Source organism: Synechocystis sp. PCC 6714 (assembly GCF_000478825.2).
In the GTDB taxonomy this organism is placed as follows: Bacteria; Cyanobacteriota; Cyanobacteriia; order Cyanobacteriales; family Microcystaceae; genus Synechocystis.
On record NZ_CP007542.1, the window covers coordinates 672107 to 690930 of the forward strand.

Genomic DNA, 18824 nt, shown 5'->3' on the forward strand with positions numbered 1-18824 from the left:
AAGTGGGATTAATTTCGGCATTTAAACCATCATTAAATAAAGGAGATATTTTTCCCTTCCTCCGCCCAGTATTCCTGCCATGATTTGCCCTAACCGCCCCTTTTTGTTTGCTCTAATGGCGATCGCCACCGCTGGTTTATCCCTGTTAGCCCCGGGTCCAGTGGTAATTTTGCCCGTTGAAGCGGCCCTAACTCCGCCATTTATTGCCCAGGAACAGAATTCTGCCGCCGCCAGAGAACAAAAATTACTAGAGGGCTTCGACGAACTGGAGAGTGGTTCTCCCCTCAAGGCGATCGCCATTTTCACCCAGGTGATCGACACCGACAATGGCAATGCCGATGCCTACAATTTGCGGGGGGTGGCCTATATGGTGATTGAACAATATTCCCAAGCATTGGCGGATTTTAACCAGGCCATTGCCCTCAGCCCCAACGATCCGGCCATCTATTTCAATCGGGCTAACGTCCATGGGGTGATGAATAACTACCAAGGGGCGATCGATGATTGTGGCCAGGGTATTTTGCTTGATCCCCAGGATGCGGATCTTTTTATCTGTCGGGGCCAGGCCCAGTTGGGGTTAGAACAAACTAATCAGGCCATTGCCGATTTTGACCAGGCCATAGAAATCAATCCCCGTTCTGAGGAAGCCCATTATTTTCGGGGTATGGCCCATGCCATGGTGGGTAATTATGAACGAGCTTTAGCTGACCTAGGCCGCACCATCCGCCTCAATCCCTACAATGCGGATGCGTTTATTCTCCGGGCTGGTATTCGATCAGAGCAGGGGGAAGTGGAGGAATCCCTGGACGATATGATCCATGCCATTAATTTGCTCGATCGCCAGGGACAGGGGGAAAGGGCAACGGAAATTCGGCAATTGTTGGGTTATTGACGGATTTTATTGATCCCATGGTGGGATCGAGCGGAAAAAATTAGTGGAAAATCAGCAATTCCTGACGGGGGTTAAACTGCCGATAATTAACTCGAAGCAGAACTGCTATGATTGACCTCTGAATTCGAGCATATGGCAGGCTTTTCCTATGGCTGACTGGCAGGTAATTGAGGGCAATATCACCGCCCCCAAAGGGTTTAAAGCAGCGGGCATCACAGCAGGTCTAAAACCTTCCGGTTCCCCTGACTTAAGCCTAATTTACTCGGAAACCGAGGCTATCGCCGCCGGTGTATTTACCACCAGTCAAGTGCGGGCAGCCTGTGTGGATTATTGTCGCCAACGGTTACAGGCCAGGGCCAGCGCTAGGGCCATTTTGGTTAACTCTGGCCAAGCCAATGCGGGTACCGGCAAACAGGGCTGGGACGATGCGGTGGAGTCAGCCCAACTGCTAGCCCAAGGGTTAAACATTTCCCCCGAAAGTATTCTGCTCGCTTCCACTGGGGTAATTGGTCAGCGGATCAAAATGGAGCGGTTACGCCAGGGCATCTCCCCGTTGATTCAGTCCCTTTCCCCCACCGGCGGAGATAGTGCGGCCAGAGCGATTATGACCACCGATCTAGTCCCCAAGGCGATCGCCCTAGAAACGGAAATTGACGGTCGCCCGGTGAGAATGGGGGGCATTGCCAAGGGTTCCGGCATGATTCACCCCAACATGGCCACCATGCTGGCCTTTGTCACCTGTGATGCGGCGGTTTCCACTGCTCTTTGGCAACAAATGCTGAGCCGGGCCACCCAAAAAACCTTTAACCAAGTGACGGTGGATGGGGACACCAGCACCAATGACAGCCTATTTGCTTTGGCCAATGGGGAATCCCGCACCGCCGCCATTACGGAAATGGGCCCCAACGCCGAAAAGTTAGAAGCCATGCTCACCGCTGTTTGTCAACATTTGGCCAAGGCGATCGCCAGGGATGGGGAAGGGGCCACCTGTCTGATGGAAATTCAGGTTACTGGGGCCCCCGATGACCAAGCCGCTAGGGCTGTGGCCAGAACCATTGCTGGTTCTTCCTTGGTTAAATCCGCTGTCTTTGGTCGGGATCCCAACTGGGGACGCATTGCGGGGGCAGCGGGCCGGGCTGGTGTTAAATTTGACCAAAATAATTTGCAAATTAAGCTGGGGGACTACATCCTCATGGACCAGGGACAACCCCTGGAATTTGATCGCCCTGGAGCCAGCAATTATCTTAAACGGGCGGCGGCCGGTGCTTATTTACAGGAAGACACGGTCTTAATTAAGGTTGATCTGGGCACTGGTTCGGGCCAGGGTACTGCCTGGGGCTGTGATCTTAGCTACGATTATGTACGGATCAATGCGGATTACACGACCTGATCGGTTTTCTCCCTAGGGTAGGATCTAGTTCCATTGCCTCGCCCCGTTGTCAGACTAGTATCTATGACCCGTTCCATTCCCCAAATTCGTGAGCAGTTGACCCAGATCGAACATCAAACAGAAATTCTGGGACATCATTTTGCTGCAACTTACCATCAGCATGCCCAGCGTCTAGGGGAAATTCTCCAACAGCAGGCCGTCTACGCGGTGTATCAAATTTGCACCCAAATTTACCCCGATGCTTTTCTCCAGCTAGACTACAATCCTCGCCATAAATTTCAGACCCAACTCCAGAAGGCGATCGCCAACTTTTATGATCAACTGCTGGCAAACCTAGAAAAAGATGGTATTTTCCTCGACTCCTCCCGTCAGGAGCAAATTCTGGCGGAGCCGGAGAGTGTAGGGGATGAAGCGGAAGAATTGAGTCTGTTGGAGAGTGGGGAAAATGGATCGGAACAAGGGCCAGCCGAAGAAGATAATATTCCGGATTTAGAAGAGATTAAAGATTTTCTCAGCCAGGCTTTACAAAAAGAAGGCCTATCTTTAGAAATGCTCCTGCCTCAGGGATTTTCCGCCACGGACACTAACGTTCCTCCTGTAATTAAAACCCCGGAAGATTTGCATAACTGGCATCTAAAGGTGGAAAAAATACTGCACCGCAGTCTGGTGGTCCTGTCCATGAAAATTAATCGTTTACTCACCGCTGCCAAAATTATCCCGCCCAATTTGCCCCTCCATATTCTGGAGATGGCCCTACAGTCTCAGGACGATCGGCTTGCCCCCAATCGGGAAAAAATGCCCCACGTAGTCAATCTTTTAATTGAAAAAGCGCAAAGACCAGCCGCTGAAAGTGACAAAGAACAATCCAGTGAATCAACGGAAGAGACAACCGATGATAATGGGGACGAAGAACTTTCCTCCGAAGCGATGGAGGAGTTGATTTCCCGCTCCAAACGAGGGCAAATTAGCCGCTTGACAGCCCTTAATTTACGGCTGAAGGATTTGGAATTTAGTGATGTTAATCTCGGCTTAATTCGCAAGCAAATCCTCACCTATTTGAAAGACTTAAATAAACTAGAGAAACAATATCGTCAACTGGAGCGGCAACAGGTGGTCGCAAAAGCCGAATTAGCCTGGCGTAGTACTTGGCAAAATCAAGATGGCACTGGGAGCTAAACTTTGGTCGCTCGGTTACGGTTACCTTCCACTTCCCGCACCTTTTTACCCCGCCAAAATAGGCGAATGGGGGAACCGAAAAAACCCAATTGTTTACGGAACTGTTTTTCTATGTAACGGCGATAATTGTCGTTAAAGCGGTTCGGGTCGTTGACAAATAAGGCGATCGCCGGTGGCTGGGTGGAAACCTGGGTGCCGTAATAAATCTTGCCCTGCTTACCCTGACGGGTGGTAGGAGGAGAGTGCCAACCAACGGCTTCTTCCAGAACTTCATTGATTACAGCGGTGGTGACTCGACGGCGGTGTTCCTGGGCAGCAATATCCACACAATCAAGGATTTTTTGCACCCGCAACCCGGTTTGGGCACTAACAAAAATCATCTCCGCCCAATCCATAAAGTAAAGCCGAGCCATTAACTGTTCCCGATGGTCATAAATGGTATAGGAATCTTTTTCCACCGCATCCCATTTATTGATTACCAAAACCACCGCCCGGCCATCTTCAATAATGCGCCCCGCTAACTTCAAATCCTGTTCTGTCACTCCATCTAACACATCCAGCACAAATAGCACCACATCGGCCCGCCGAATAGCTTTGAAAGCTCGGTTAATACCAAAAAATTCGGCACCATAGTCCACATTCTTTTTGCGCCGAATCCCCGCCGTGTCAATTAAGCGATATTTCTGCCCGTTGCGCTCCACCACCATATCAATGGCATCCCTGGTGGTACCGGAAATGGGGCTGACAATGGCCCGCTGTTCTCCAGTCAAAGCATTAAGTAAACTGGACTTGCCCACATTGGGACGACCCACGATCGCCACTTTAATTTCGTCTTCGTCCACTTCTTCCTGGGTGGCGGGTAGATACTCCAACAAGGCATCCAGTAAATCCCCTGTGCCACTGCCATGGATAGCCGACATGGGATAGGGTTCCCCCAGTCCCAAATGCCAAAATTCCGCCGCCTGAATAGCACCCTGGTCGGGAGATTCACATTTATTAACCGCTAGAATAACGGGCACCGACTGTTGCCGGAGCCACTGGGCAATTTCCTCATCGCTGGCGGTGGGGCCCTGCTGACCATCCACTACAAAAATGGCTGCTTTTGCCTCCGCGAGGGCTAAGTTAGCCTGCTCCCGAATTTCCGGTAAAAACTCACTATCGTCGTTAAACACTAGTCCACCGGTATCCACCACCTGAAAATCCCGATCCCGCCAAAAGGCTGGGCGATAGGTGCGATCCCTGGTGATGCCAGGTTGATCGTGGACAATGGCCTGCTGGTTGCCCGCTAAACGGTTAACAAAGGTGGATTTACCCACATTAGGGCGGCCGATAATGGCAACGATGGGAAGAGACATAGAAAATGTTGAGGACGAAAAATTGACAATGGTGAAGAGAAAGCTAGGGCTGTGGCGAGATCGCCCTGGAAGAAGACATTTATTTATGACTTAATCGAGATTAATGCTTGTTTTGATAAATGGGGATATTATGTCTTCTTATTGGTGTGAGTTTGAGTGGGGGACAATTGCATGACTTTCAAAAAACCGGCTCAGGTGCTTGGTCTTCTTGGGGCATGGTTGGTGCTAGGTGCCTGGAGCAATGACACAGATCACCATGGTATCAGTTCTCCGTTGGCTTTGGCTGATATACCAGCCCCCAGCGGGCAATTTTCTCCCTCGACCAGTAATGGAAGTCATCATAATTTAACCGCCACCATCCCCTCAGAAACCCTAATCAGTCAACGCTCCCGTAGTTCTGGCGATCGTTCGACTTTGATTATTGAGGGAGAAGAGGACAATTTTGCCGTTCTCCAAGCTGTTACCCTCACCGTTGACAATGTCATTTTGCATATTAATGGTCAACAAACTGCCGCCCAACTTACCCTAGACCCTCGTACCAATCGCCTCGCCCTAGTGATGGAAGGGGTAAAACTAGCCGATTCCATTCCCATTAATCAAGATAATGCCGGCCCGGATGGCACCCTACTGAAACGTCGCCTCAGAATTAAACAATTGGACCGGGGAGTAGTAGAAATCAGCCTCAATGCCCAGGAACAGGGTTGGGCCGTCCGTGCCCATAGCCAAGGTTTACTCCTCTCCCCCACGGCGATCGCCAACACCGCAGAAACAGCAGTAATTACAGAGGAAGTCAGTCAAGGGAAATTATCTGCTGAAGAAGTTTTAATGCTTTCTCAAGCAACCGCAACCCATGAAGAACAGGTAGAAGAAAACCTAGAAATAAAGGCAACCCAGTCACCGCCACAGGTTATTACGGGACAGTCTTCCTCGGTTAATCAAACTAACGAACTTGACATTATCACTGGCCCCCTTGACCCTGCCATCCCTGCCACAGAAACTAGTATTGAAACAGTGGAAATAAGCGCAGAAAACAATGGCCGTGGAGATACAGCAGAAATAAAACAGACACAGGAAACAGAAGCAACGGAATCTGAAACCGCGGAAACCGATGTCATTGACACCGCCCAATTTATCCCGGCAGAAATTGCAGATAATCCCCCAGAAGAACAAACCAAGATTACCACTCCCCTATTGCGTCAGCCTTTGCGGCTATTGAATCTACCCACCGCTAACCAACTTTTGCAGGGAGAGGTGCTAGGTACGTTCGGCCAAACCCAAACCTTTGGTGGGCCAGGGACGGGCAATCAAACCTATTTTATTTATGCGGACTGGGGGCTAACCAATGACCTACAAGTGGGCTGGTCTTTCATGTACAACGACGACCCGACCTACAATGCTGTCAATGGCTCTTTTATCGAACAGCTATATCAGTCAACTGGACCTAACCTAAAATACAACATCTACAGCGATGAAAATTGGGGAATCAGCGTCCTAGGTTCCATTGAACAATTCCAAATTTACAGTGGTCCTGGGCTATTCAATAATGCCAATTCCCCCACCTTGAGTAGAACCGTTGCGGGAACTGTACAAGTCCCCATTTCTTATAACTTGAGTGAACAGTTTCAAGTTACTTTTACACCGGCAGTTAATATTTTTTCTGACAGTCTCAATAGTATTCCTTTTTATGGCACTGTCTTTAGCGTAGGAGTGGGGGCAAATTGGCGTGTTTCCGACCAACTTTCCCTCTTTGGTAATACGATAGTCCCATTGTCTGGGGGGAATTCTATCAACACATCTAGGGAAATATCCAAAACTCCCATTTGGTCTTTCGGCGCTAACTATGCCTTTAGCAAAGCAGTGGGTTTTGAATTAAGTTTGACTAACTCTTTTGGTGGTACTCCTGCCACTGGAGTTTTAACTCTACCCACCGCCGCTAACGAAATTTTGTTGGGAGCCCAATTCAAAATCGCTCCCTTGGCCAAGGAAATTTACCATATTGACTACACGGATCGACAGAAAAGATTGCTGTTTGATTGGTTTACTCTAACAACTCCCTACGTTTTTCCCACCGATGACTTCGGTGTCCGCTTTACGGCGGATACAGGGGGAAGTATTGGTGGAGGAATTTTCTACAGTGTGTTGCAAAACTTTCAGATGGAGCTCCTTCTTTCCTATATCGGAGGTTTTGACACCCAATCGGTCATAGACTCGTCCCAGGGAACAGCCACTCAGTGGCGCCTGGGGGGCAAACTTTTATTTTTAAACCAGGCCGACGGGGACCCTCTTTCAATCAGTGGCCGTTTAACGGGGGGGCGTGACATCAGTGAAGAAGAACAAGGATATTTTATGCTCGAATTTCCTTTTATGTATGAAGTCAATAACCAATTAGCCCTACTATTTTCCCCTAAGGCGGCCATAACCGGTGGCAAAACTCCAGTGGGATTAGGATTAGGAGCCAACTATCAGATATCCCCTGCCATACAACTCATTGCTGAAATTACCCCTATTGTTACCGGAGAAAGACTAGTTTGGTCAGCAGGTTTAAGACTATTTCCCCTAGAAAACCTAGCCCTTGATTTAATGGGTACCAATGCCACCAGTCAGCTTGATTTAGGAGAGCTGATTGCCGAGCCTGGCACGCGCTTTTCGGCTGGCATACAGTGGCGCTTTGGACAAAACTAAAACCCTAGTAAATAGTCAAGCAAAAAGCACCCCCCAATGATAGGAGAGTGCCATTTGCAGATTATTCAGTTGATGTTACATCAAGGAATTAACCGTTGATAGCAGGAGCGGTCAAAGCCACAGGAGCTTGCTCCCCAGACGCTAAGTCAAGGGGGAAGTTGTGGGCATTGCGTTCGTGCATTACTTCAAAACCGATGTTGGCGCGGTTCAACACATCAGCCCAGGTGCCGATTACACGACCTTGGCTATCCAAGATGGACTGGTTGAAGTTGAATCCGTTCAGGTTGAACGCCATGGTGCTTACGCCCATCGCAGTGAACCAGATGCCGATTACAGGCCAAGCACCCAAGAAGAAGTGCAAGGAGCGGCTGTTGTTGAAAGAAGCATATTGGAAGATCAACCGACCAAAGTAGCCGTGGGCAGCAACGATGTTGTAGGTTTCTTCTTCTTGACCGAATTTGTAACCGTAGTTCTGGGATTCAACTTCAGTGGTTTCACGAACCAAGGAGGAGGTCACCAAGGAACCATGCATGGCAGAGAACAAGCTACCACCGAATACACCAGCCACACCTAACATGTGGAAGGGGTGCATCAGGATGTTGTGCTCAGCTTGGAACACGATCATGAAGTTGAAGGTACCGGAAATACCCAAGGGCATACCATCAGAGAAGGAGCCCTGACCGATGGGGTAAATCAAGAAGACAGCGGTAGCAGCGGATACGGGGGCAGAGTAAGCCACACAAATCCAAGGACGCATACCTAAGCGGTAGGACAGTTCCCACTGACGACCCATGTAGCAGAAAATGCCGATGAGGAAGTGGAATACTACCAACTGGTAAGGACCACCGTTGTACAACCACTCATCTAAGGAAGCGGCTTCCCAGATGGGGTAGAAGTGCAAACCGATAGCGTTGGAAGAAGGTACAACAGCACCAGAAATGATGTTGTTACCGTAGAGTAAAGAACCAGCAACGGGCTCACGGATTCCGTCGATGTCAACGGGGGGAGCAGCGATGAAGGCGATGATGAAGCAGGTGGTCGCAGTTAAGAGGGTGGGGATCATCAAGGTACCGAACCAACCGACATAAATCCGGTTGTTGGTAGAGGTGACCCACTGACAAAACTGTTCCCACAAGGAAGCGCTTTCGCGCTGTTGGAGAGTCGTAGTCATTTGGTTATGATTCCTTATGTATTTGTCAAGGTTCAGATTAGAACTGACTGTTAACAGTCTACAGAGTTAATGAGAGCTTTGTAAAGCTTTGTAACAGCAAGTTAACATACGCAGTACTTATCTTTTCCATAAGTTCTGCTTTTATTGTGTTTTGTTGTTTTGTTGTTTTGTCGGGGAAGACTAGAAAAAATTCCTTGGGGTGGGCGTTGAATTTTTCCCGGATAGGGCTCGGTTTTTGACGAAGAAGGCGGCAATTGAGGAGGGGATATTTTTGGTAGAGACGTTTTGCCCCTGGGAGAACAGATTCCCCTTGCCATGGGCGACGACAGGCCCTTACTACTTCAATTTCAAAACTGTATTCTGTGACGGGAAAGCCATCGTCAGAAAAAATCAATACTTTAGTCAGTTTAAGCAATAGTCGGGGATGCAATTTTGTTCCATGTATTTATGATACTCTTGAATTTGTTCGTTACATTGCTCCTGGGTCCAGCCACAGTGGTCCATTAACGTTTGGCAAATACCGGCTAGAGTGCTGAAGCCGTAATCATTGGTCACCATGGCGATCGCCGTGCGTCGTCGGCAAATATCCACCAGGGTGTGGGCCATTTCTGTGCGTATTGAAAAAACGATCTGCGCTTTGATATCCGGTAGGGAAGGGAGAATAGATTCCCCTAACTCCGGTGCTTCATGCACTAAAGCTAAAACTTCCCCCGCCCTGGCTCCGTATAAGCAAAATAAATGTTGGATGGAATGGCGTTCCAGATGATCGCCGTATTTATCCATAGCAGTTTCCAAAGTAAGGGGATAGGCCTCTGCCCCCGGTAAAGGTTCAGTTAAAGTTTTACAGGGGGGAACGGTGCGCCCCAGTTTTTGGCAAACCCGGTCAACCATTTCCTGGCCCACCTGACGATAGGTCGTTAACTTACCGCCAATCAAAGAGATTAGATTCTCAACCCCATCAGGGCTGTGGTCGTACAAAATATGGTTACGGGTAATACTGCCCGCTTTTTTACCGTCGCTGTAGGGCAGAGGCCGCACCCCGGAATAGGTAAAGCGCACGTCTTCCCTGGTTAACTGGGCCGCCGGCATAACCCGATTAGTTTCCGCAATTAGATAATCAATTTCGTCGTCACTAGCTTTGACCGAATCGAGTGAGCCTTCATACCGATGGTCGGTAGTACCAATTAAATATTTACCTAACCAAGGAATAATAAAGTAGGGTCTTTTATCGACAAAAGCTTCCACATACAGTGCCGAAGTTGGTGCCCCCGGAAAGGGATCGACAATAATATGGCTTCCCTTAGTGCCACCAATTTTTCGTCCGTTAACGATACTAACGGGATTTCCCCCCTGCTGAGCTAGACCACAAACCCGGTCCACCCAGGGCCCAGCGGTGTTAATGACGATCGCCTGGGAACTATTAACGATAAATTTTTCTCCAGTCAGTTGATCTTGGCAATGGATGGCTGTGATCAAGTTATTGTCTTCTTTCTCCAAACCCTTCACCGCCACATAATTGAGCATGGTCGCCCCAGCCGTTTGGGCCGATAGGGCCACTTCTAAAGCTAGGCGCTCCGCATATTCCACCTGGCCATCAAAATATTGGGCTCCTCCCTTTAAGCCTTTTTTCTCCGCCGCTCGAAATAATTGCCGAAACTGTTGGGGCCTTAACATGCGATGGGAAGGCAAAGTTTTATCAAAACTGAGAATGTCGTAAAGAATCATGCCCGCTTGAATTTCCCAATAGGTTCGGCTCGACCAGTCATAAATGGGGATAGTTAATTGCAAAGGTTGCACCAAATGAGGGGCGCTGTGGAGCAAGACTTCCCGTTCCCGCAGAGATTCCCGCACCAGATTAAATTCAAAATATTCCAGATAGCGCAGGCCGCCATGGATTAAGCGGGTGGACCAACTGCTGGTGCCACTCGCAAAATCATCCTTTTCAATCAGCAGGGTTTTTAGTCCCCTTAGGGCCCCATCCCGGGCCGTGCCAACCCCATTAATGCCTCCCCCAATCACAATTAGGTCATAGGCCGTATTTTGGATCTCTGGGAAATTACGCATGGTGGGTAATGCTCCAATGGCGAATAAATTAGGTTGGGGGTTGAGGAAAAATAGCTGTGAAAAAGTCCCCTAAACTTTAACTCTGAGTGATTTTTTAGGGGGATAGGAATAGGTTTGCAAAGCCCCCTTGAACTCCCCACTATGGGGAGAATTTTTTCAGATTGATATTTATTTATGCTTGGGGCGGCTCCCCCAATACCACATCGGCGTAGGCTTCCCGCAGTAGGTGGTTAGCCCATTGCTGAACGTCATAACGTTTAATGGCGGCATACATTCTGCCCATACGTTTTTTCTGTTCTTCCCGATCCATAGCCAGGGCCTGATCAATAGATTCGTCCATGCGGCTAGAAGCGTAGGGATTGGTGAGCAACGCATCGGGTAGTTCCACCGCACAACCGGCAAATTCTGAGAGAATTAACACCCCTTCCTCGCCGTTTTTGGCCACTACATATTCCTTAGCCACTAGATTTAAGCCGTCCCGCAGGGGAGTAATCCAAGCAATGTCAGCGGCGCAGAATAGGGCAATAAGTTCTTCGTAGGCCAGGGGAGAGGTAAACAACTTCACCGGAGTCCAGGACAGTTTGGCAAAGCGACCATTAATTTTTCCGGCTAACCGTTCAATTTCGTTTTGGGCGTTGCGGTAAATTCGCATACCTTCCGCTGCTTTTGCCACCGGCACCACCAAGCTAATTTTCCCCTGGAGTTCAGGACGACGCTCTAGTAAACGCTCGTAGCACATCAGCATTTCTTTCGTGCCTTTGACGTAGTCCACCCGACCAGCGGAGACAATTAACCTTTTACCGCCTAAGTCCTGTTTAATTTCAGCAATTTTTTCCTGCACATTTTCCTTCGCCACGATCGCCCGAATATTGGCCGGATTAGTGCCCACGGGGAAAGCATCAAGGTTAATTAGGCGATCGCCATAGCGCAGTTGGGTGGTGAGTTCTGGTTCCGCCAGGGCAGTGCCGTAGGGAGTGAAAGCTTGATCCACCGGCACCCGACGGGTAATTTCCACCGGCTTGAGACTGCGGGCCACTGCCACAAAATTTTCCACATAACGGGGGATATGAAAACCACAGAGGTCACAGGCCAATAGACTTTCAACGATCGCCTCCCGCCAGGGCAAAATATTGAAAATATCCACGCTCGGAAAAGGAGTGTGATGGAAAAAGGCAATTTTGGCTTTGGGTTTGAGCTGGCGGATATAGAGGGGCGCTAACCAGAGATTGTAATCATGGACCCAAAACAGAGCATCGTCATCGGCATCTTCACAGGCCGCCGCGGCAAACATTTCATTAATTCGTTTGAAATTTTCCCAATCCGAAGAGTCGTAGGTGAACTGCCAGGGGAAGGAGTGGAGGATAGGCCAAAAAGCTTCCTTGGAGGTGATGTGGTAGAAATTTTTCACCTGCTCCGCCGTCAGGGGCACCCGCCGCACTGTACAACGATCGCCTAGGCCGTCAATGGACATTTTTTCCTGGAAATCTTCCCTTTGCTTGGGGGAAACCTGCTTCCAAGCCACCCAGGTACTCTGTTCCGCATCGGCAAAAAAACTTTTCAGGGTAGGCAAAATCCCATTGGGACTCTTCTTCTCTCGATACACCGTTTTGCCATTTTCCCTGACTTCATCGTAGGGCTCACGGTGGTAGAGGATCACAAGGGATGAATTCATAAAATCAGCGGTCTCCAAAAGAAAGAATCAAACAAAGTAACTATTGGGCGTGTCTAGTACGGCTAACGTACCCGACTTCCCGGAACCCAAGTTAATTCCCGCCGGGGCAATTTAGTACGTTGAATAAAACTTTTCACCGCTAATATCGGTACAGAAAAATTGATTACGTCCTGGGCGAGTCCATAGACATCGCGTTCCCCCGTGGGGACAATTACGGTGACGGCCCATAAATCTTTGTTAAAGATTACTTAACCAGTCAGTAAAATGCCGTAACACTAATCACCTTTCTCCCCTGGTCCCGTGGGGAATAGCAACGGCAACCTGCCAATCTTTGGCTTTTGGTGAGCCGTAACCAAACCAGAGAAAAAGTAGTTACTTGTTAAGTATAGTAACAGAAAAAGCTTTTCTGGCAAGATTTCTACTTCTGAGGCTGGGAGCATCACCTGGGAAATTCTCCATTGATTGCGGTAAATTCTATTTTTTTTGTTAACCTTAAAACTATTGGTATGGGCAGGGTGAATTAATTTTTTCCTATTGCTTGATCGCATTTTCCTGTCTTTTTGACTCCCATTTAGCCAAGATGACTTTTATAGTTTTGTTATGGAGTTTTGATAACATTGAGCTTTATCCCCGATGATCACCTGGCTGAGAACAATAAACATTCTGAACTAATTTGCCCAGGGTCTATCCCGGGATTGCCAGTGATTTTACCCCCATAGATAGGGAATGGTGGCGCTGAAGATCCTTCTGCCCTAGCAAATTCGGCTTGTTTTGAGCTTATTTTTGAGTATGAAAGAATTAAATCGTATCCATCTTGTCGAAGAAGAAACAGAAAAACTAATGGCTTGGTCCCGCAGAGTCACGGAATCGCCGGAGAACTTTTTCCAAGCGGCCCGGGAAGTGGTGAAAAAATTGGGGGCCCATTACCGGGATGACGGTCTGACCCAGGTGGGATTTTGGGTGCCTCGGTTAGCGGGGGAAGGGGCTTTTACTGAAAAGTTAATTTACCTAGAAGTGTTTACGCCCCTGGGGGAAATCGATTTCCAAGCGCCGGAACAGACTGGCTTGTTTCGTTGGGAAAGGATTGAATTGCCGCAACAGGGGGAATTTGTTTGGGCGGTGCTGTCGGGGATGCAACCTGGCACTAGGGATCAAGCCGGTTCTTTCTATTGGTTGCGCTATTACGACTCCATTTTGTCCAACACGTTGGTCATCCGCGACCCGCTGGCCTATTCCCTGCCCTACGGCATTTTTGCCCCAGCAGAATTGTACGATCTGGAAAAAATACAGAGGGAACGGGCGGATTTAGATTATCTGCGGCGATCGGCCGCTTTGAACCGTTGCCAGGAAAATCCCGAAAATGTGTTTGATCCCGACCAACTCCAAGCCCAACGGGCGGCGGTGCTCAATCCAGCCATTCCCGTAGATCAAAATTTACATCCCGATGAATACAGTGAGACGGCCATTTGTCGGGTGGGGGCTGTTGGCAATATTTTACAAATCCATGTCAATACCGCTTCCCCCGAAGGCACCTTAGCGGGGTTAACCAAAATATACCAACGGTTGGGGGAAAAACTTGTCCGGGAAGAACCCCTCAATGATGCGGAGTATAACTATTTGGGCTACGACGCCATCCAACTGTTGCCCATTGAACCCACCATCGAGTATCGTCTGGAGGATTTTAACCAAGACCACGAATTTTTCTCCATTGCCGGGGAAGAGATTGAAGAGATAGAGGTGGAGGAGGGAGCCGTGGTGGTGGAAGAGAAAATCAAAGTTACCCTCCGCAAGCCCAATACCCAAAATTGGGGCTATGATGTACCGATCCTAGGTTCTGGGGCCACTAACCCCGCTGTGTTGGGGACTCTGCGCCCCGATGAATTGGTGGATTTCATTGCCACGTTACACAATTTTCCCGGTGGCCCCATCCAGATAATTTACGATTTGGTCTATGGCCATGCCGATAATCAGGCGCTGGAATTGCTCAATCGACAGTACTTTAAAGGCCCTAACATGTATGGCCAGGATTTAAACCACCAGTTGCCCATTGTTCGGGCAATTTTGTTGGAAATGCAACGGCGCAAAATTAACACTGGGGCCGACGGTATTCGGGTGGATGGGGGTCAGGATTTTCGCTTTTTTAATCCCCTGTCTGGGCGGGTGGAACAGGATGATGCTTACCTGTTGGCTATGAGCGATGTGGTGCAGGAAATCCAAGGCCGTAAAAGGTTACTGTTCACCATTTTTGAAGATGGCCGTCCCTGGCCCGAGGAAGGTTGGGAAGAAAAATCCACCTACCGGGAGTTAATTGAACTGCGGCCGGAATCCTACCAATGGGGACCACTAATTTTTGCCCATAACACCCCTTCCCTCAAGGGTTTTTGGCAACGGAAATGGGAACGGGTTTGTGAAGTGATGTACAAAGGCGATCGATGGATCACCGGCTGTGGCAACCACGATACGGTGCGCCGGGGCAACCAAATTGACCATCATAATGCGGAAATTAACTGGAATTTGGGCCAAACCTTACCGGAAGTGTTGCACAATGCCTACGACAATCCGGCGACGTTGCTGTGGGTCTATGGCTTTTGTCCAGGGCTACCGATGGACTTTTTAAATGCCATGATGCATAGTCCTTGGGGCTTTTTCCGCAATACCGACGAACGCTATGGGGTCAAAGTGGCTTTTGAAGAAGCGGGCTTTCTCGATTGGCAAATTTCCCCGGAGCTATACCAACATCCCCAACTATTTCCCCAACTGAAAGCTTTGGGTTTTGGCAATTTGGAGCTGTTGCAACGGTTTATGAAGGCGGTGGGGGATGCCATGGTCAAAAAGGATTTTCAGTTGGAAGCGGTGGCCAAGGCCTGTCGCCATTGTTTGGGCTATGAACCGGAGGAAGACGGGGAAACGGCGGCCTGTGACCTAGATTTGCTCAGTCAGTTCAAGCATGCGGAACAACCGGAATTTGTCACCCGTTTGGATGTGCCCAAGTTAAAAAAATTTGCCCGGGCTTTTATGGAGGATGGCCACGAAGCTTGCCGGGTTTCCTACTACTTTGACCAAGTGAACCCGGAACGGAGTCGTTTCAATTGGGCGTTACGCAATTATCGCCGCCAAAATCCCTGGTTACGCCATAATCTCCAGGACGGCGATCGCTTTAACCGGATTCAGGAAAATGGCCATACTCTCTTTTACGGGCTACGTACCAATCCAGAAACGGCGAATAATGCAGATCCTGACAAAGTAGTCATGGTGACCCATATGGAGGGAGAACCGGCGATTGTTACTTTGGGGGACTGGTTGCAACTGGATCTACAGGAATGGGAAGTGGCGATCGCCACCCCGGGGGTGAATGTGGATTCCACAGCAGATTCGTTGCGGGTGTTTGAGTTGCGGGACGGCCAGGGTTTGATTTTACGTAACAGTCGTTCCCAGGGGAATCCTAGGAAAAATGGGAAAGAAATATCTGATTAATATTTGTTTTTTATTTATTGCAATAATTTTGGGGAGACATTTTCATGACAGCCAAGCAAAATCAGTATGTGATGGCCCTGGATTTGGGCACCACAGGCAATCGAGCCATTTTGTTTGACTACGAGGGCAACATTGCGGGACAAGTTTACAAAGAGTTAACCCAGTTTTATCCCAAGGCCGGTTGGGTGGAACATGATGCCCTGGAAATCTGGCAGGATACTAAAACTGCGATGCAGGAGGTGGTGCAAAAAAACGCTATCCAACCGCAACAAATTGTGGCGATCGGCCTCACTGTCCAGCGGGAAACTTGCTTACTGTGGGATAAAACCACCGGCCAGCCCCTCCACCCGGCGATCGTTTGGCAGGACCGGCGCACCGCCCATTTTTGCCGAGCATTGGAGGCTAAGGGGTATGTAGAAGAAATCTATGACCGCACGGGCCTTGTGTTGGATGCCTATTTTTCGGCCACCAAGCTCCATTGGCTGTTGGATTGGGTCAAGCAGAACCGGGCAATCGATCCGGCCAACCTATTGGCGGGCACCGTTGATAGCTGGGCTCTCTGGAATTTAACCGGCGGCAAAGTCCACCGCACGGACCACAGTAATGCTAGCCGTACCATGGTGCTCAATTTGCACAGTTTGACTTGGGACGAAAAATTGTTAGATCTGTTTGGTATTCCCGCCCACATCATGCCGGAGGTTCAACCTAGTTTGAGCTACTTCGGCGTGACTGACCCAGAAATTCTGGGGGTAGAAATTCCCATTACCGCCATTTTCGGTGACCAACAGGCGGCCCTCTATGCCCACGGCTGCGATCGCCCGGGGCTACTGAAATGCACCTACGGCACAGGGGCCTTTTTAGTGGCTAATACGGGCTCAAAAGTTACCCGTTCTCAGCATCGCTTACTTTCCACCGTGGCCTGGACCCAAACCAACTCCGATCAAAGCTTAAAAACTGACTACGCTTTGGAAGGAAGTATGTTCACCGCTGGCTCCTGTGTGCGATGGCTCCGGGATAAGTTGGGATTAATCGATTCAGCCAAGGGCAGTGAAACCCTTGCTCGCAGTGTGGATAGTAATGGCGGGGTTTACTTTGTGCCAGCCCTGAGTGGTTTGGGGGCTCCCCATTGGGACATGAATGCCTGTGGCGCTTTTTTCGGCCTCACCGGCGGCGTGACCAAAGCTCATCTAGTACGTTCTGTCCTAGAGGCGATCGCCTTCCAAGCCAGGGAAGTGGTGGAGGCCATTAACCAAGATAGCCCCGCTCCCATTCGACAGCTGAAAGTAGATGGAGGAGCCTGTAACAACGACTTTTTGATGCAATGCCAAGCAGACGTTTTAGGCATTCCGGTGGAGCGCCCGGTGGTGTTGGATGCCACTGCCCAGGGGGCCGCTTTTGGGGCCGGGCTAACGGTGGGTTTCTGGCAAGATTACCGGGCTTTAGTGGAAAATCGGGTCATTGACCGAGTATTCGAGCCCGGGGAAAGCTCCTCCAGCGCCCAGGCTAATTTTTCCGTTTGGCAGGGGGCTGTTGGTCGAGCGAAAAATTGGGTCGAGTCGGCGGCGGAGTAGGTTTTTTTCAGCCATGGACTGCGGGAAGATAAGCTTAATTCATTGCCCATTGCCACCCATGCCCGTTTACAAAGGTGCACCCATTGCCCAGTGACATTGCCCCCATCACCAGTACCCAAAACCCCCTGGTTAAAAAATTGCGGCAACTGCACCAAACCAAGGGACGCAAACAACAGGGCCAGCTTTTGCTGGAAGGAACCCATTTGGTGGAAGTGGCCCTAGCCCAGGGCAAACGCTTTAACCATGGCTGTTTCACCGCAGTGTGGCAGGAAAAAAATCCCGCCCTAGTCGATCGCCTAGTGGCCCAGTCCGCCCAAAGCTATTTGGTCAGTGGGGAAGTTTTAGCAAAAATGGCCAGTACCGTTAACCCCGACGGCGTGGTAGCCACCTTGGCTATGGATCAATTTTGGCGATCGCCTCCCCCCAATCCTCAGTTGGGCTTGGTGCTGGAACATCTACAGGATCCAGGTAACCTGGGCACCATTCTGAGAACCGCCGCCGCCACTGGAGTAGAAGGGATTTGGTTAACCGCTGACTGTGCTGATCCCACCAGCCCGAAGGTTCTACGCTCATCCGCCGGCAGTAGCTTGCTTTTGCCCCAGCAACAACTGGAATCTTTGCCGCCATTGTTGGAAAAATTCCAAGCCCAGGGACTGCAACTGATTGCCACCGTGCCCCAGGGCTCCCAAACCCTCTGGGAAATTGATTTTCAGCGGCCCACTATAGTAATTTTTGGCAGTGAAGGCCAAGGGCTCAGCGCTCCAGTGCTGGCAATGACTACCCATCAAGTGGCCATTCCCCAGGCCCCGGCAGTGGAATCCCTCAACGTGGCGATCGCCGTGGGGGTAATGCTCTACGAAGCGAGGCGACAACAATGGTCGGTGTCAACACCAGGATAAGTTCGGTTCTTTGCCCTCCGATTTTTTCCTGAAATTGTTACAGTGTGTGTATCCCATCGGGATCAATCCCAAATCGAGTTCCATTACTAGAAGAGGAGATTCACCGTGACCCATGAACCCCAACGTCCCCAACCACTATTCGCCGGCAATGAAGCCCCAGGCAAAGATAGTTTGTGGACCTATGTTCAAGAATTAAGCCCTGAAACCATCGCTCAACTGTCCCGCCCCGATTCCCAGGAAGTGTTTCAGGTAATGGAGCGCAACATTATCGGTCTGTTGGGAAATTTACCCTCGGAGCACTTTGGGGTAACCATCAGCACCAGCCGGGAAAATTTAGGCCGTCTTTTAGCTTCCGCCATGATGAGTGGTTATTTCCTCCGCAACGCCGAGCAACGGTTGGGCTTTGAACAGGCTTTTAAAAGTGCCGGCAACAGCAATGACGGGGGCAATCCATTTAGCTAAAATTGGGCTAACCGGA

At 49.7% G+C, this 18824-nt stretch carries 14 protein-coding genes; 8 read left to right on the forward strand and 6 right to left on the reverse strand.

The features are described from left to right. The first annotated feature begins 79 nt into the window (after positions 1 to 79). From D082_RS03055 to D082_RS03065, 3 genes are all read left to right on the forward strand, one after another. Positions 80 to 892, forward strand: a complete 813-nt coding sequence (locus D082_RS03055) for a tetratricopeptide repeat protein (protein ID WP_038530082.1) — start codon at positions 80 to 82, stop codon at positions 890 to 892. A 148-nt stretch (positions 893 to 1040) separates the two neighbouring features. Then, positions 1041 to 2282 (forward strand): bifunctional ornithine acetyltransferase/N-acetylglutamate synthase, encoded by a 1242-nt coding sequence (gene argJ, locus D082_RS03060; RefSeq protein WP_028949235.1) that lies wholly within the window; start codon positions 1041 to 1043, stop codon positions 2280 to 2282. A 63-nt stretch (positions 2283 to 2345) separates the two neighbouring features. After that, positions 2346 to 3458: a hypothetical protein gene (locus tag D082_RS03065; protein ID WP_038530086.1), complete on the forward strand. Its 1113-nt coding sequence runs from the start codon at positions 2346 to 2348 to the stop codon at positions 3456 to 3458. On the opposite strand, the gene der is transcribed toward D082_RS03065, so the two are convergent. Beyond that, complete coding sequence (gene der / locus D082_RS03070; protein ID WP_028949233.1) at positions 3455 to 4813, reverse strand: ribosome biogenesis GTPase Der; 1359 nt, start codon at positions 4811 to 4813, stop codon at positions 3455 to 3457. The genes D082_RS03065 and der overlap by 4 nt on opposite strands. A gap of 156 nt (positions 4814 to 4969) precedes the next feature. Between der and D082_RS03075 the strand changes: the two genes are divergently transcribed. Beyond that, the gene (locus tag D082_RS03075) at positions 4970 to 7495 is read left to right on the forward strand and encodes a DUF5777 family beta-barrel protein (RefSeq protein WP_028949232.1); all 2526 of its coding nucleotides are present in this window, start codon (positions 4970 to 4972) and stop codon (positions 7493 to 7495) included. An 88-nt stretch (positions 7496 to 7583) separates the two neighbouring features. Here D082_RS03075 and psbA read toward each other — a convergent pair whose 3' ends face one another. The 5 genes from psbA to ggpR form a co-directional block, all read right to left on the reverse strand. After that, a complete protein-coding gene (psbA, locus tag D082_RS03080; protein WP_028949231.1) occupies positions 7584 to 8666 on the reverse strand; it encodes a photosystem II q(b) protein in 1083 nt (360 codons plus the stop codon). A 58-nt stretch (positions 8667 to 8724) separates the two neighbouring features. Further along, positions 8725 to 9081: a hypothetical protein gene (locus D082_RS03085; RefSeq protein WP_038530089.1), complete on the reverse strand. Its 357-nt coding sequence runs from the start codon at positions 9079 to 9081 to the stop codon at positions 8725 to 8727. Next, positions 9069 to 10730, reverse strand: coding sequence for a glycerol-3-phosphate dehydrogenase (gene glpD / locus D082_RS03090; RefSeq protein WP_028946347.1), 1662 nt, complete (start codon positions 10728 to 10730; stop codon positions 9069 to 9071). The genes D082_RS03085 and glpD overlap by 13 nt, the downstream gene beginning before the upstream one ends. Positions 10731 to 10902: 172 nt before the next feature. Then, positions 10903 to 12402: a glucosylglycerol-phosphate synthase gene (ggpS, locus tag D082_RS03095; RefSeq protein ID WP_028946348.1), complete on the reverse strand. Its 1500-nt coding sequence runs from the start codon at positions 12400 to 12402 to the stop codon at positions 10903 to 10905. A gap of 275 nt (positions 12403 to 12677) precedes the next feature. Next, positions 12678 to 12950 (reverse strand): glucosylglycerol biosynthesis transcriptional repressor GgpR, encoded by a 273-nt coding sequence (gene ggpR / locus D082_RS19355; RefSeq protein ID WP_264868183.1) that lies wholly within the window; start codon positions 12948 to 12950, stop codon positions 12678 to 12680. Between the two features lie 241 nt (positions 12951 to 13191). Between ggpR and gghA the strand changes: the two genes are divergently transcribed. The 4 genes from gghA (at position 13192) to D082_RS03115 (ending at position 18808) form a co-directional block, all read left to right on the forward strand. After that, the gene (gghA, locus tag D082_RS03100) at positions 13192 to 15876 is read left to right on the forward strand and encodes a glucosylglycerol hydrolase (protein ID WP_051738664.1); all 2685 of its coding nucleotides are present in this window, start codon (positions 13192 to 13194) and stop codon (positions 15874 to 15876) included. A 44-nt stretch (positions 15877 to 15920) separates the two neighbouring features. Beyond that, positions 15921 to 17447, forward strand: coding sequence for a glycerol kinase GlpK (gene glpK / locus D082_RS03105; RefSeq protein ID WP_028946349.1), 1527 nt, complete (start codon positions 15921 to 15923; stop codon positions 17445 to 17447). A gap of 74 nt (positions 17448 to 17521) precedes the next feature. Then, entirely contained in the window at positions 17522 to 18346 is an 825-nt protein-coding gene (locus D082_RS03110; protein ID WP_028946350.1) for an RNA methyltransferase, read from the forward strand. A gap of 105 nt (positions 18347 to 18451) precedes the next feature. Beyond that, entirely contained in the window at positions 18452 to 18808 is a 357-nt protein-coding gene (locus D082_RS03115; protein ID WP_028946351.1) for a DUF760 domain-containing protein, read from the forward strand. The last annotated feature ends 16 nt before the right edge of the window (positions 18809 to 18824 follow it).

Bases quoted from the DNA above. Each gene is read 5' to 3' on its own strand.
- der (WP_028949233.1), bottom strand. From the start codon at position 4,813: ATGTCTCTTCCCATCGTTGCCATTATCGGCCGCCCTAATGTGGGTAAA.
- psbA (WP_028949231.1), bottom strand. From the start codon at position 8,666: ATGACTACGACTCTCCAACAGCGCGAAAGCGCTTCCTTGTGGGAACAG.
- ggpS (WP_028946348.1), bottom strand. From the start codon at position 12,402: ATGAATTCATCCCTTGTGATCCTCTACCACCGTGAGCCCTACGATGAA.
- ggpR (WP_264868183.1), bottom strand. From the start codon at position 12,950: ATGCGATCAAGCAATAGGAAAAAATTAATTCACCCTGCCCATACCAAT.
- gghA (WP_051738664.1), top strand. From the start codon at position 13,192: ATGAAAGAATTAAATCGTATCCATCTTGTCGAAGAAGAAACAGAAAAA.
- glpK (WP_028946349.1), top strand. From the start codon at position 15,921: ATGACAGCCAAGCAAAATCAGTATGTGATGGCCCTGGATTTGGGCACC.
- argJ (WP_028949235.1), top strand. From the start codon at position 1,041: ATGGCTGACTGGCAGGTAATTGAGGGCAATATCACCGCCCCCAAAGGG.
- D082_RS03055 (WP_038530082.1), top strand. From the start codon at position 80: ATGATTTGCCCTAACCGCCCCTTTTTGTTTGCTCTAATGGCGATCGCC.
- glpD (WP_028946347.1), bottom strand. From the start codon at position 10,730: ATGCGTAATTTCCCAGAGATCCAAAATACGGCCTATGACCTAATTGTG.
- D082_RS03065 (WP_038530086.1), top strand. From the start codon at position 2,346: ATGACCCGTTCCATTCCCCAAATTCGTGAGCAGTTGACCCAGATCGAA.